This window comes from Streptomyces flavofungini, from assembly GCF_030388665.1.
GTDB classification, from domain to species: domain Bacteria; phylum Actinomycetota; class Actinomycetes; order Streptomycetales; family Streptomycetaceae; genus Streptomyces; species Streptomyces flavofungini_A.
Window position 1 is genome coordinate 349542 of the sequence record NZ_CP128846.1, and the last position, 13490, is coordinate 363031.

Annotated in this window: 12 protein-coding genes and 2 pseudogenes; 5 read left to right on the top strand and 9 right to left on the bottom strand. The window is 72.2% G+C overall.

What is annotated here, in order from left to right:
• Positions 1–60: 60 nt before the first annotated feature.
• Genes QUY26_RS01575 through QUY26_RS01585 form a run of 3 tightly spaced genes read right to left on the bottom strand, consistent with a single transcriptional unit; the run spans position 61 to position 3138 of the window.
• Positions 61–873, bottom strand: coding sequence for a carbohydrate ABC transporter permease (locus QUY26_RS01575; RefSeq protein ID WP_289943287.1), 813 nt, complete (start codon positions 871–873; stop codon positions 61–63).
• A 13-nt stretch (positions 874–886) separates the two neighbouring features.
• Positions 887–1867: a carbohydrate ABC transporter permease gene (locus tag QUY26_RS01580; RefSeq protein ID WP_289943288.1), complete on the bottom strand. Its 981-nt coding sequence runs from the start codon at positions 1865–1867 to the stop codon at positions 887–889.
• Positions 1864–3138, bottom strand: coding sequence for an ABC transporter substrate-binding protein (locus QUY26_RS01585; protein ID WP_289943289.1), 1275 nt, complete (start codon positions 3136–3138; stop codon positions 1864–1866). The genes QUY26_RS01580 and QUY26_RS01585 overlap by 4 nt, the downstream gene beginning before the upstream one ends.
• A 383-nt stretch (positions 3139–3521) precedes the next feature.
• Here QUY26_RS01585 and QUY26_RS01590 point away from each other — a divergent pair, with 383 nt between their 5' ends.
• Entirely contained in the window at positions 3522–3770 is a 249-nt protein-coding gene (locus QUY26_RS01590; RefSeq protein WP_354670661.1) for a hypothetical protein, read from the top strand.
• 42 nt (positions 3771–3812) lie between these two features.
• Complete coding sequence (locus QUY26_RS01595; RefSeq protein ID WP_289943290.1) at positions 3813–4436, top strand: histidine phosphatase family protein; 624 nt, start codon at positions 3813–3815, stop codon at positions 4434–4436.
• A 42-nt stretch (positions 4437–4478) separates the two neighbouring features.
• On the opposite strand, the gene QUY26_RS01600 is transcribed toward QUY26_RS01595, so the two are convergent.
• The 4 genes and pseudogenes from QUY26_RS01600 to QUY26_RS01615 all read right to left on the bottom strand — a co-directional run.
• Complete coding sequence (locus tag QUY26_RS01600) at positions 4479–5498, bottom strand: cation diffusion facilitator family transporter (protein ID WP_289943291.1); 1020 nt, start codon at positions 5496–5498, stop codon at positions 4479–4481.
• A gap of 231 nt (positions 5499–5729) precedes the next feature.
• Positions 5730–6377: a GNAT family N-acetyltransferase gene (locus QUY26_RS01605; protein WP_289943292.1), complete on the bottom strand. Its 648-nt coding sequence runs from the start codon at positions 6375–6377 to the stop codon at positions 5730–5732.
• Positions 6374–6646: pseudogene (locus tag QUY26_RS01610) on the bottom strand (GNAT family N-acetyltransferase); the annotation flags it as partial. The gene QUY26_RS01605 and the pseudogene QUY26_RS01610, both read right to left, overlap by 4 nt.
• Before the next feature lie 121 nt (positions 6647–6767).
• A pseudogene (locus QUY26_RS01615) lies at positions 6768–7568 on the bottom strand (glycoside hydrolase family 16 protein); the annotation flags it as partial.
• A gap of 437 nt (positions 7569–8005) precedes the next feature.
• On the opposite strand from QUY26_RS01615, the gene QUY26_RS01620 reads away from it, so the two are divergent.
• Positions 8006–8854, top strand: coding sequence for a GntR family transcriptional regulator (locus QUY26_RS01620; RefSeq protein ID WP_289955387.1), 849 nt, complete (start codon positions 8006–8008; stop codon positions 8852–8854).
• Between the two features lie 52 nt (positions 8855–8906).
• On the top strand, positions 8907–9191 hold the full coding sequence (locus QUY26_RS01625) for a hypothetical protein (protein WP_289943293.1): 285 nt from the start codon (positions 8907–8909) through the stop codon (positions 9189–9191).
• Between the two features lie 12 nt (positions 9192–9203).
• Here QUY26_RS01625 and QUY26_RS01630 read toward each other — a convergent pair whose 3' ends face one another.
• A complete protein-coding gene (locus QUY26_RS01630; RefSeq protein WP_289943294.1) occupies positions 9204–10586 on the bottom strand; it encodes a helix-turn-helix domain-containing protein in 1383 nt (460 codons plus the stop codon).
• 309 nt (positions 10587–10895) lie between these two features.
• Between QUY26_RS01630 and QUY26_RS01635 the strand changes: the two genes are divergently transcribed.
• The gene (locus tag QUY26_RS01635) at positions 10896–12227 is read left to right on the top strand and encodes a M64 family metallopeptidase (RefSeq protein ID WP_289943295.1); all 1332 of its coding nucleotides are present in this window, start codon (positions 10896–10898) and stop codon (positions 12225–12227) included.
• A gap of 72 nt (positions 12228–12299) precedes the next feature.
• Here QUY26_RS01635 and QUY26_RS01640 read toward each other — a convergent pair whose 3' ends face one another.
• Entirely contained in the window at positions 12300–13307 is a 1008-nt protein-coding gene (locus QUY26_RS01640) for an ArsR/SmtB family transcription factor (protein WP_289943296.1), read from the bottom strand.
• Positions 13308–13490 lie beyond the last annotated feature (183 nt).

Genomic DNA, 13490 nt, shown 5'->3' on the forward strand with positions numbered 1-13490 from the left:
ATCTCTCCCGGGGCGGTCGGCGGGGCGGTGGGTGTCGGTCGGCGGGCAGGTCGCGGTCGGTCAGCGGGCGGAGGCGGTGATGCCGCGCAGGAACAGGCCGCGGAACACCAGGAAGAGCAGCAGGGTGGGCGCGGACACGATCAGTGCGCCCGCGAGGATCACGGGCGGGCCCGCGGAGGAGTAGGCGTTGTTGAGGGTGGTGAGGGCGGCCATGACGGGCTGGACGTCGGCGCTGCGGCTGAGCGTGATGCCGAGCAGCAGGTCGTTCCAGACGGCGGTGAACTGGAAGAGGAAGGCGACGCCGAGCCCCGCCCGCATCAGGGGCACGTGGATGCGCCAGAAGATCCGCCCGAAGGACGCCCCGTCGATCAGAGCCGCCTCCGTCAACTCCGGTGGCATCGTGGTCATCTGATTGCGGATCAGGAAGAAGGCGAAGGGGATGGCCCAGGCGACATACACCAGCATCAGGCCGAGCCTCGTGTCGTACAGGTTGGCGTCGGCGTACAGGCCGAAGAGCGGTGCGAGGAAGATCTGGAGCGGGAACAGCGTGCCGGAGTAGATCAGCCAGAACCAGAACGCGGGCCTCGGAATGGGCAGGACGACGACGGCGAAGGCCGCCATCGCGGCGACGAGCACGGCCACGGTCCCGCACACCACGGAGTACAGGAGCGAGGCCTGGAAGCTGTCCCCGATGCCCGCCTCCGTCCAGGCGGTACTGGCGTTGTCGACGAAGGCGAAGCCCTGGAACGTCCAGTCGGGCCTGCCCTCGTACGCGGTGGACGGAGTCAGCGCGTTGACGACGAGCAGGTACAGCGGGACCAGCCACAGCGCCACGCAGCCCGCGACGAAGAGATGACGTACGACGCGTCCCACAGCCGTCCCCTCCTCAGGCCTTCGCCCAGCCGGTGTCGGGCATCTGGTGGCGCAGGTACGCCCAGGACGAGGCGACGACGATCACGGTGAGGACCAGGGCGATCGCCGAGCCGTAGCCCACGTGGAAGAGGCGGAACGCCTCGCGGTACATGGTCAGGGCGAGCGTCTCCGAGGACCGCGAAGGGCCGCCCTTGGTGAGGATCCAGATCATGTCGAACGCCTTGAGGCTGTTCACCACGGCCATGCCCACGACCACGACGGTCACCGCCCTCAGCTGCGGAAGCGTGATGTACCAAAACATCCGCCAGCCGCTCGCCCCGTCCAACTGGGCCGCCTCGACGGTGTCCCGGGGGATGGCGCGCAGGCCGATGGCGAAGAGTACGACGTTGATGCCGGTCGCCTGCCAGGTGGACGCGACGATCAGCGCGAGCGTGTTCTGCGGCCACTCCAGGAGCCAGGTCTGCGCCCCGGAGTCGAGGCCGACGGAGCGCAGGAACTGGTTGACGGCCCCGTCGGACGTCAGCATGAAGTTCCACAGGACGGCCGTGGCGGCGGTCGAGATCGCGAACGGCAGCACGATGACGAGGCGCGCGACGCCCCCGAACCGCGTCCGGTGCGTGGCGACCGCGATCAGCAGGCCGAGGAGCACCGGCAGGAGCAGTGTCCCTGTCACCCACATCAGGGTGTTGAGCAGCGACCGGCCGAAGATTGGGTCGTCGGCGAGCCGCGTGTAGTTGTCGATCCCGGTGTAGCTGCTCGTGAAGCCGTTGTCCTCGAAGAAGCTGCCGTACACGCTGCGGAAGAACGGGTACACCAGCAGGACGCCGACGAAGGCGAAGGCGGGCAGTGCCCACGGCAGCGCGGCCAGGGGTCCGCCGCGGCGGGCACCGGGGCGGACGGCCCGGTGGGGCGTGCGGACGGGGACCCGGCGGCGGGCGCGGGGCGCCTTGGCCGCCGTCGCCGCGGCCGGTGCGGGGGTCGTGGTCCCGGTCATGTCCGTGCCGCCTCCCGCCACACCTTCCAGGCCTCGTCCGCGCGCTCCTGCATGGTGCGCAGCACCTTCCGGTACGAGGACGGGTCGAGCAGGAAGCCCGCGAGGTCGTCGACGGTCGCCTCGACCAGCTCGGGCGGGCCCTGCTCCCAGAACCGGTTGAGCAGCCGCAGCCGTTCGCCGCGCACCTTCTTGGCCAGTGCCGCGATGACGGGGTTGGCGGCGGGGACCCGCAGGTTGGGGCAGCCGTCCTGGAGGGCGTGCGAGAACGCCTTCAGGACGGTGGGGTGCAGCCAGTTCCTGGTGGCCTTGAGGGCCTCGGTGCGGTCGGGGCCCTTGACGGTGGCGACCAGGGCGCTGGACTCGAAGATCACGGCGGGGCGGGCCGCGGGGTCCGCCATGGGCAGCACGAACGCCCCGACGTTCTCGCCGGGTTTGCCGCCCCCGGCGGCGAGGGTCGAGCCGAGCCAGGTGCCGCACGGCAGCATGCCGACCTTGCCGTGGACGAGGGCGGCCGCGGCGTCGACGTGGTTCATGTCCATCGGCGTGAACCAGTCCTTGTCGAAGAAGCCCGCCAGCGTGCGCAGGGCGCGTTCGGCACGCGGGTCGGTGTATCGCTCGCGGCCGTTCATCAAGTCGTCGTAGAACTGCGGGTCCTGGCGGCTGAGGATCTCCTGGAACCAGATGAACGCGGGCCAGCGGCCGTCGGCCGTGCCGTGCAGCGGGACGATCTTGTTCCGCTTCAGGTGGTCGGCGGCGGCGAGGAAGTCGTCCCAGGTCGCCGGGGGCTTCAGGCCGTGCTCCGCGAACACTTCGGGGTTGTAGAAGAACACCCAGTACGCGAGGTTCATCGGCAGTCCGTACACCCGGCCGCGGTACGTGAACGCCTCCCGCAGGGACCGGTCGGCCCAGCCCCTGCCGACCGCCGTGTCCCACTGGTCGGTCAGGTCGGCGATGCCGCCGGTGCGTGCCAGGTCCTGGAGCCGGTAGCCGGACCAGTACTTGAGCAGGTCCGGGGTCTTCCTGGTCCGCAGCGAGGACTTCACCACCTGCTCGAACGCCTCCAGGGACGGGTTGACCTCCGGGACGAGCCGCAGCCCCGCGACCGACCTCATGGCCGCCCCCGCCGCGGCCATCGGCGCCGACCAGGCCGCGCTGTCCCCGAACACGGCGACCTTTCCCGCGGGCTGGCCCGACGCGGTGCCGCAGCCGGTGGCGAGGGCGCTCATCGCGGCGGTGGCGGCGGACGCGGTGAGAAGGGTGCGGCGGGTCAACGAGGAGGTGCTGGAGGTACTGGAAGTGCTGGAAGTACTGGGCGTGCGGCCTGACATGGGTGGCCCCCCAGGTGCTTTCCCGGGTGTGTCCCGGCCCGGTGTTAGCGTTAACACGAGCGAGATGGAGCGTCGTGGCGGCGCGGGCGGATGTCAAGGGAGCGCGGAGTAGGCGGGCGGGATCGCGCCACCCGTCGTCCTGCCCCCCCCTCATCGGCCCGTTGCGCTGAGTCTCGGCGGGCGTCGTCATCGCGCCGACGCTCCACCCGGCCGGCCGCGCCCTCGCCGACGACCGCCGACCGCCGACGACCGGGCGGGACGCCGGGAGCGCGGTCACCCCCGCCCGGGCGTACACGAGTCTCCTGGCCCTCACTCCGCTCAACCCGATGAGCGTCGTGTACTTCGCCGCGCTCGTCGTCGGCAGCCGGACCGACGCGGCGCCGGACCGTGTGGGCCAGGCCGTGTTCACCCTCGCCGCGTTCGCCGCGTCCGCGAGCTGGCAACTGTTGCTTGCCGGGGGCGGCGCGCTGGTCGGCCGGGCCCTCACGGGGCCCCGGGGCCGCCTCGGCACGGCGCTCGCTTCCCGTGCCCTTATCGTCGCTTTGGCCGCGCACCTGCTGGTCTCGGCCTCGTGACCCCCTCGGAACCGTCCCTACCCACCGCCCCGGAGCACCTCGATGACCGCGACCGCCGCCCGCTACCTCTATCTCGCCCGGCACGGCGAGGCGTCCCCGGACGAGTCCGAACTGACCGACCGGGGGCGCCGCCAGGCCGTCCTCCTCGGCGAGCGTCTGCGCGGCACTCCGCTGGCGGAGATCAGCCACGGCCCGCTGCCGCGCGCCGCGCAGACGGCGAGCCTCGTCCACGACCGGCTCCCCGGCGTTCCCCTCACCTCCTCCGAGGCCGCCGGGGACTACATCCCGCACCTGCCGACCCCGGACGAGCTGCCGCAGGACTCGGCCGCCGCCACGCTCGACCGGCTCGCCGCCTTCCCGGCCGTCGAGCGGGAGCGGGGTCCCGCCCTCGCGCGGGCGGCGCTCGACCGGTTCACCGGACCCGTCGAGGGCGACGTGCCCCGCCACGAGTTGGTGGTGACCCACAACTTCCTCATCGGCTGGCTGGTGCGCGCCGCACTCGACGCGCCCGCGTGGCGCTGGCTCGGCCTGAACCACACCAACGCGGGCCTCACCGTGATCCGATACGCGCCGGGCCGCCCTGCGTCCCTGCTCCTCTACAACGACACCGGGCATCTGTCGCCCGAGCTGCGCTGGACCGGATTTCCGCCCGAGCTGCACGTCTGAGCGGGCCGGTCGGCTCCCGGCGCGGGCGGCACTCGACGCCCCTCAGTGGGCATGGGGTTCGCGCCGGTGCGCCGGGCCGTGGCCGTTGGCGCAATGAGGCGCTGCCGCGCCGGTGGACGCCGACGCGACGGCCGGGTGCGGGGCCGCGTCCTCGTGGTCGATCTGGAGCGTGGTGTGGGTGAGGCCGTACGTCTCGGCGAGGACCTGGTCGAGGTCGCGGCGCACGGCGTGGCAGTCGCCGCCCGGGTGGACGAGGACGTGGGCGGACAGGGCGGGTTCACCGGAGGTGATGGTCCAGACGTGCAGGTCGTGGACCTCCGCCACCGCGGGCGCGGCGGCGAGCCGGTCGCCGATGGCGTCGGGGTCGAGGCCCGCGGGCGCCGCTTCGAGCAGGATGCGGCCGGAGTCGCGCAGCAGCCCGCAGCCCGCCTTGACCATGAGGACGACGACGAAGAGCGTGGCGATGGTGTCGGCGCGGGCGAAACCCGTGGTCATGACGACGACACCGGCGACGGCGGTGCCGATGAACGCGAACAGGTCGTTGAGGATGTGCTGGTAGGCGCCCTCGACGTTCAGCGAGGCGCGGTTGGCCTTGGACAGGCACCAGGTCGCCGCGAGGTTCACGGCGACGCCGGTGAGCGCGGTGGCGAGGACCATCCAGCCGGTGACCTCCGGCGGATGCAGCAGCCGCACGACGGCCTCGTACGCAAGCCACACCGCGGCGAGCAGCAGGGTGAGGCCGTTGGCCTGCGCGGAGAGTATCTCGACGCGCTTGAGCCCGAAGGTGTACGTGCCCTTCGCGGGCCGCGCGGCCAGCCGCATCGCCACCAGCGCGAGGATGATGGAGAAAGCGTCCGTGAGCATGTGGACGGCATCGGACAGGAGCGCGAGCGAACCGGATATGAAAGCGATCGCCGTTTCCACCGAAATGAAAACGCCAATCAATACGAGTGCCAGCGAAAGCCAGCGCCGATCGGCGTCGGCAGACACGCCGTGGCTGTGTCCGCCATGGCCTCCCACCTGGTGATCGTGTCCGTCGTGGTGCGTGTGAGCGTGCCCCACAGGAAGGTCCCCCCTGCTGTCTCGCGGCTGGTCTCGGCGTCCGACGCACGGCAGTCAAGCGTAGATCGGCGAGGTCCGCAAAGGCTGCATCGGTGACCGTTTTCAATGCCGGAGATAACGGATTCCGGGGGCTCCGCGAATCGGTGGAATTTACCGCCACGACAACGGCTGATTAAAGTCGTTTGCCGTCAGGCCTTTTCCCCTTCCGGCGCCTTCCTACGGCTGGTGCTCTCACGACGGCCGCGGCCCGTTCTCCGTGGTGATGTGCGGCGGGCCTACGCGGTCACGGCACCAGCCGTGAGGTACCACGGCGTCCGCCGTGACCCGCCGTCTGACGTGCAGATGCCCCGGCGCGGGGAACGGCGGTCTGACGGGCAGCACCGCGTCCAGGTCGTAGCCGGCCTTCGCCGCGACCCGGCACGAGGCGACGTTGTCGACCTGATGCAGCAGCCGCAGCCAGTGCAGCCCGCTGTCGCCGTACGTCCCGAACGCCCAGTCCGTCAGCGCGTCGAGGGCCCGGGACGCGACGCCCCGGCCACGCGCCGCGGCCACCGTCCAGTACCCCACCTCACCGACCCCGGTGGGATGCCGGGGCGTCTTGACCGCCACGTTGGCCACCAGCCGTCGCCCCCCGGGCCCGTCGTCCCCGTGCTCCTCCTCGACGACGAAGCTCACGTAGTCCCCCGCGGCCCACCCGTTGTGCCGCACCGCCAGCCAGCGTGCGGCGTCGGCGCGGTCGCGGACGGGCATTCGCGTCCACCGCCGCAGCAGGGGATCGCGGTACGCCTCGATCAGCGCCGCCGCGTCACCGTCGTCCCACGGCCGCAGCACCATGCCGGGTGCCCCGTCCCTCGCGCCCACGCGCAGTTCGACGGTCATGAGGCCGCCGGTGCCGCAACGGACGCGTCCGGACCGAACGCGTACAGGACTTGCGGCTCGCCCCACTCCACGAAGGCGTCCGTCTGGCGGGCGCCGAGGTCTTCGAGCAGGCGCGTGGAGCGGAGGTTCGCGCGCTGCGTCACCGCGACCACGCCGGGTGCGGAGGACCGGACGCCGTTGCGGGCCCAGTCCACGACGGTGGCGACGGCCTCGCGCGCGTAGCCGTCGCCCCAGTGCTCGGGCAGAAGTTGGTACGACACCTCCGTGCGGCCGTCGCGGGCTTCCGGGGCGGCATGGGCTGAGGTGCTGTCATGGGGTCATCCCAGCACGGCGGCCCGCCGGTCCCGTGGGCGGCCCCCGCCCGGTGCGCGGCGGGGGCCGGTGCGTGCGCTACGGCGTCGGCACCGTGTCCTCGAAGGCCGTGCCCGCGTCCCGGTACGCCGCGACGCGTCGGGACGCCTCGGCGGGGGTGAGGACCTGGTCCTTGACGTGCAGGACGTAGTCGACCTGTTGGTGGTAGGAGCGGGGCTGCGTGGCGGGCTGGCCCGCGAGGTCGATCAGCCACTGGTTGAAGTTGATGGACATGGGGCGCTCGGGCAGGTACGCGGCGTCGTGGGTGCCGAAGTGCTGCCCGTCGATGTAGTACGTGATGGCCCGGTCGTCGATGGTGAGGACCAGGTCGTGCCAGCCGGCGAAGCTCTCGCGGCGCTCGGTGTGCTGGTTGACGGCCTGCCAGGGGTCGGGATCGTAGGTCTCCCAGGACGTCGTGTAGAGGATGTTGCCGGGCTCGCCCCAGCCGCCGTTGGGCAGGTACTCGAAGTCGTACTCGGAGTAGTCGTCCGCCATCGGCGCCTTGAGGTCGTTGATGGTGAAGAACGTCTGGACGACGCGGTCGCCGTCGGGGCCGGACGCCGGGGCGTCGCTGAACCGCACGCGGGCCGCGTAGGTGCCGTTCTTGAACTTGGCCGACCGGGTGAGGATCTCGGTCTGCTCGGTGCTCGCGGGCGTGCCCGCGGTCTTCGTCTCCAGGTCCATGACGGAGGTACCGCCGGCCGACGAGAACGTGATGTTCCGCGGCGCCCAGGAGGCGCCGGGCACCCCGGGGCCGCCGGAGTCGGAGCGGACGCTCCAGCCGTGCGCGGACACGCGCGGGTCGTCGTGGGCGGTGTAGGCGAAGTCGTCGAACAGGACCGCGTCGGCCGCGGCGCGGGCCTCGCCCCGCGGGGAGTCGGCGGCGGACGCGGCGGCGGGCAGCACCGCGAGGGCGACGCAGCCGAGGGCGCAGGCCAGGGCGGCAGCGGCACGGCGGCGTGGGCGCCGGGCACCGGCGCAGGCAGGGGCAGGCGTCGAGTGCTGGGTCATGACGGGGCGTTCCTCTCCGGAACTGTGGGGGGGAAACCGGTCGGGTCGGCGTGCCGGTCCGACGACCCTGGAACTGACCAGTTGGGCAACTGGTCAGTTGACCTCTTGCCGGTGAAAGAAGGTGGCACGGCACCAGGGACCCGTCAACCCTGGACGCACGAGCCGCCTCGTCGCCCAACTCGGCTGCACACGTTCTGAGTTGACAGGTTCCGTACACCGATCCCATGACTACACTTCACCTGGCCAGCGAGGTGACGGAGGACGCCATGGAGACCGACGCACCGGGAACGGTGCTCAAACGGGAGCGTGTGCGCGACTTCGTCCTGGAGCTGATCGAGTCCCGGCAGGCCGGTGACGGCATCCCCTCCGAGCGCACGCTGTGCGCCCGTCTCGGTGTGTCCCGGCCGACGCTGCGGGCCGCGGTCGACGAGCTCGTCGCGGCGGGCCTGCTGGTCCGTGAGCACGGCCGCGGCATGTTCGTCGCGCCGGAGAAGATCACCCAGGAGCTGGTCTCGGGGCGCGCCGCGCTGTCGGTGCCGCAGGCGGCGGGCGCCTGGTCGAGCCGTCTCCTGGAGTTCACCACGGTCCCGGCGGGCGCCCGCGTGGGCCGCAGGCTGCGGATGTCACCGGCCGGGAGAATCGTGTACGTGGCGCGGCTGCGGCTCGTCGACGGCACGCCGATGGCCGTCGAGCACCTGCACCTCAAGGCGGACCTGGTGCCGGGCCTCACCGCGCCCGAGCTGGAGTCGGGCGACCTGTACGCGCACCTGCGCGAACGGCACGGCGTCCGGGTCCACGAGGCGACGCAGACGATCGAGCCGACCGTCGTCACCCGCTCCGAGGCACGCCTCCTCGACGTGCCCGAGCTGTCCCCCGCCCTGCTCTTCGAGCGCCTCACCACGGACGCGGCGGACCAGCCGGTGGAGTACGTCCACTCCCTCTACCGGGGCGACCGCTACCGCATCGCCTCCCGCCTGGCGCTCGCTCCCACGACCCCGCCCGACACCGCGTCCGCCGGCCACCACCCCGGCATCCCGCCCGGCGACTTCGCCGAGGGCGCCCCCGTGGCCTCGTCGACCCTTGGCGACGTACAGGACAAGCCCGACCAGCCGTGACCTCGGGGACCCGCGGCCGTCCTCCGCACCCGCTCACGCACTCATGCGGCCCATGGACCTGGACGAGGACCTGCGCGACCTGACCCGCGGCAAGCTGGAAGCCGAGGTGCGCCGCCTCCGGGCGGCCGTGCGCAGGCATCGCGACAGCTCCGGGCACGATCTGTGCTGGCACCACCCGCAGCTGTGGGACCTGCTGCCGGAGCGGGTCGAGCCCGCCGTGGCCGTCCCGCCGTGGCCGCGCTTCCTGCGCGGCTGCGTTCGCTACCGGGAATCCCTGGAGGCGGAGCTCCCGCAGGCGCCGGTGCACGACCGGGAGTACGGCGAGCGGGACGGCTGAGGCGGCCCGGCGTCACATCGGGGGTGTCGCCGGGGCCGGGCCGAGGGTCGTGGTGCCGGGGGCCGCGCGGTGGCCGAGGCCGGTGCGGTAGGCGTCCAGGGCGGCTTCGACGCGGCCGGTGCGGCGCAGCAGGTCGCCCAGGAGGCGGCACAGGTCCGCCAGATCGCCTGCGGCGCTGGAGCGCTCCAGGAGGGACAGGGCGGCGCAGTAGTGCTCCTCGGCGCTGTCGGTGTCGCCGCGCTCCTCGGCGATGAGGCCGAGCAGCCGGTGGGCGCCGCCCGCGTGCACGGCGCCCCGCTCGGCGCCGAGGGCTCCGGTCTCCTCGCCCGAGGTGAGCAGGGGCCGCAGCAGCGCCTCCGCCTCGTCGGTCTTGCCGCGCCGCCTCAGCACGTCCGCGAGTTCGACCTCGACCTGCACGGTGAACAGCGCGGCGCGCTTGGAGGCGAGCATGTCGCGGGCCGTGCGCAGCTCGCTCTCGGCGCCCTCCAGGTCGCCGTCCTGGGCGTGGACGTAGCCGCGCATCCAGTGGCAGTGGGCGAGTTCGGTGCGGATGTGCAGGTGCCGGTAGAGCTCCTGGGCCTTGGCGAGGGACGCGTCGGCCTCCGCGGTGCGGCCCTCGGCGATGAGGGTGCGGGCGACGCCGCGGTGCATGTGGGCGACCAGGGCGGGATCACTGACGCTCGGGGCGAGCGCGAGGGCGAGTTCGGCGGCGTGCGCGGCGCGGGCGTGCGCTCCCATGTCCATGTACGGGGCGATGGACGCCGTGTAGAGGAGCAGCAGGGCGTCGGGGTCGTGCAGGCCCGAGGCGTTGAGCTCGTCGAGGGTGGTTTCGAGCAGGTAGCAGGAGTAGCGCAGTTCGCCGGTCAGGAGGTGGGCGGTGGCGCGGCCGCGGATGGCGGGGACGCGCACGGGCAGCGGCTGGTCGGCGAGGAGGCGTTCGGCGGCGGCGAAGCAGTCGCGGGCGTCGGTGAGTTCGCCGGACTCCAGGAGGCAGTCGCCGAGGCCCTGGAGGGCGGCGGCCTGCTCCTCGACGAGCGCGTGCGCCACGGCCTCCTCGTGCAGGACGCGAAAGAGCGCCGCCGCGTCTTCCGGGGCGCCGGTGGCCAGGGCGCGCCGCGCGTCGGTCAGGCGCAGCCGCAGGTCCGTGGCCAGACGGGCGGGGCGGCCCGTGAGCAGCTCCTCGTAGCCGACGCCGAGCCGGCCCGCGAGGTGGCGCAGCGCGGCCTCCGAGGGCCGCACCTTGCCCGACTCCAGCGTGGAGACGTACGCGGCCGTGTAGGCGGGCTCGGCCAGCTGCCGCTGCGTGAGGCCTTGTTCGGTACGCAGCCTCAGCACGCGACGGCCGATTGCGACGGCTTCGTCGGACCGGGTGCCCCCGGGACTGTTCTCCGCCACCTCTCCCCTTCCCTAGGTCAGGCCCTGAGCTAAGTCGATGACGACGGTCATGCATAGAGGCCGGAGGGAATTCAGGTATCTGTCAAGGGTACGGCCACCAGGACCGCGTGTCCGGTGAGCGGGCGTCCCGGTCTCGGCGGACGCCGTCCGCGACGCTCTGGCCACCGTCACCAGTGGCCTGAACTCGCCTGTCTCATACACATCTTGCGCATCACCATTGCCTGACGCCGCCGAAGCCCCTACGTTGAGCGACGCCTTAAACGGCTTTAACTCGCCACTTACACGGCGGACTTCGGAAGGACCCCCACCATGCGCAGACGCAAGTCCGGCATAGCCAGACGTACGCCGCTCAAGATCGCAACAGCCGCGGGCATCGCCCTGGCGGCGACGCTCGCCGCCTCCGCGGGCGCGACCGCGGATCCGGACTCCCCCTCCGCCCGGAGCGGAGCCGACTCCACCCAGCACGTGGAGTACTTCACCGGCGCGAACGGCCACCCCCGGCACACCGAGGTACCGGCTCCCGACCCGCTCACCGCCAAGGAGCGCAAGGCCGCCGCGGACGACGGCACCGTCGTCCCGATCGTGCAGAACGGCCCGGTCGGCTCCAAGGCCGACGTCGTCTTCGTCGGCGACGGCTACACCGCCTCCCAGCAGGAGGACTTCCACGCCGACGTGCGCACGAAGTGGGCGGAGGTCTCGGCCGTCGAGCCGTACGCCTCGTACAAGAACCTCTTCAACGTGTGGGCCGTGGAAGCCCACTCGCGGCAGTCGGGCGTCTCGGGCGACCCGACGAGCGACGTCCGCAAGGACACCGCCCTCGGCTCGGCCTTCTACTGCGACGGCATCGAGCGCCTGCTGTGCGTCGACACCAACAAGGTGGAGGCGTACGCGAGCAAGGCCGCCGACCCCGACCTGGTGATCGTGCTGTCGAACTCCACCAAGTACGGCGGCGCGGGCTACAACGACATCACCTCGCCGTCCGGCTACGACGGCATCGCCACCGCGTCCTCCGACAACGAGCAGTCCTCGCAGGTCGTCGCGCACGAGACGGGGCACTCGCTGGGCAAGCTCGCGGACGAGTACGTGTACGAGGAGTACGGCAGGTACACGGGCGCCGAGCCGTGGGAGTCGAACATCAGCAAGCTGACCGCCGCCCAGCTCACCGCGCAGAAGAAGAAGTGGTACCGCTGGATCGGCCAGTCCTCGCCCGACGGCGGCACCGTCGGCGCGTACGAGGGCGGCGGCTACTACCCGCGCGGCCTGTACCGCCCGACGGACAACTCGATCATGCGCACCCTGGGCCGGGAGTTCAACTCACCCGGACGCGAGGCCATGATCGCGGGCTTCCACCGGCACGGCTCGGCCGTCTCCGCGGTCACGCCCACGGACAAGGAGGTCCGGCGCGGCCAGCGCGTCAAGGTCCTCGCCGCCGAGGGCGTGCGCCTGCGCTGGTCCGTCGACGGACGCTCCGTCAAGAAGGGTGTCGACGCTCGCTCCATCACTCCGAAGGCCCTGGGCGTGCCCGCCGACGGACGGGCTCACAAGATCAGCGTGCGGGCCACAGACCCGACCCGCGCCGTCCGCGACCCGGAGCTGCGCAAGCTCCTCAAGGGGTCGCTGACGTGGCGGGTGGCGCGCTGAGGCTCTGCCGCGTGCGCCGCTGACCGGCGCGTGCCGCCTCTGCGCCACCGGGGCGGCACGCGTCGGCGCGGGTCAAGGCTTCGCGGTGGCGTCGAGGAGGGTCTGGCCTGCGGGGCTCAAGGTGTGCAGCGCCCGCTTGCCCTGACGGGTGAGGGCGGCCAGGCCGGCGTTGCGCAGGACGCTCGCGTGTTCGCTGGCGCTGGCCGGGGAGATGCGGGCGTGGGCCGCCAGCTGGCCGGTGGTGCAGCCGGAGTGCTCGGCCATGACGCAGAGCACGGTGGCGCGGGTGCGCCCGAGCAGGGCGCGCAGGGACGTCGGTACCTCGGTCAGTGCGCCTGCGGTGAGTGCGACGGGGGCCAGGGTGGAGCGGAAGCCGTCCCGGATCGGGAAGGTGATCCAGGGCTGCCCGCTGTCCGGGCAGTCGAAGGCGGGGTAGTGGGCTCCGAAGACCGTCGGGATCAGGAGCAGGCCACGGCCGCCGAGGGTGATGTCGCCGTCTCGGCCTGAGGCCGTGGTCATGCGCAGGACGGGCGGCGCCCATGTGATGTAGCGCGGGTTGAGGTCGCTGAGCAGGCGCTCCACGCCGTGGTCGGCCACCTGCCGCACCCGCAGGGCCCGGTCGGCGCCGTGCAGTTGCTCGATCCGGGGCCAGTAGGGAGCGATGAACTCCTGGTGCGCGTACTCCATGGCGTCGGCCAGGTGCCGGATCAGCCGCGGCGCCTCCCGCAGCTGCCGTGCCGCCCTGGGGGTGTGGCGTTGTCCGGAGCTCCAGAGGTCCAGTTCCGCCGTGACCTGTCGCGCCGGGGTCGAGCGCAGCTTCTCCAAGTCGTCGAGGACGTCCGGCCCGTTGAGATCCAGGAACTGTGGCGTCGCCCCCAGAGCGGGGATGAAGGCGAACAGCGCTCCTGCGCGAGGATGCATGCGTGCGGCGGCCCGCTGCCGCCAGGCGTCGAAGCGCACCGGATGCGTCGTCTCCTGCAGCAGCCGGATGCCGATCGAGAGCTCGAGGAGCGGACGGACTCCGGAGGCCATGCGCGTGCGGGTGAGGTCCTCCGCCGTGAAGTGGATCCGCAAGGTCACCGCGAGAGTCTTTCCACTCCCGGTCGTTTCGGACCAGCCCGAAACAAGTCGACTCTCCCGTTCCTCCCACCGAATCTGGTGACGCGTCACCGCGGTGCCCGTGCCTCCGGCCCACGACCGGAACCAAGCACCGGCTCCCAGCTGCCGCATCAACGTTTGCCCACGGTTCGTCGCAGGACAGCG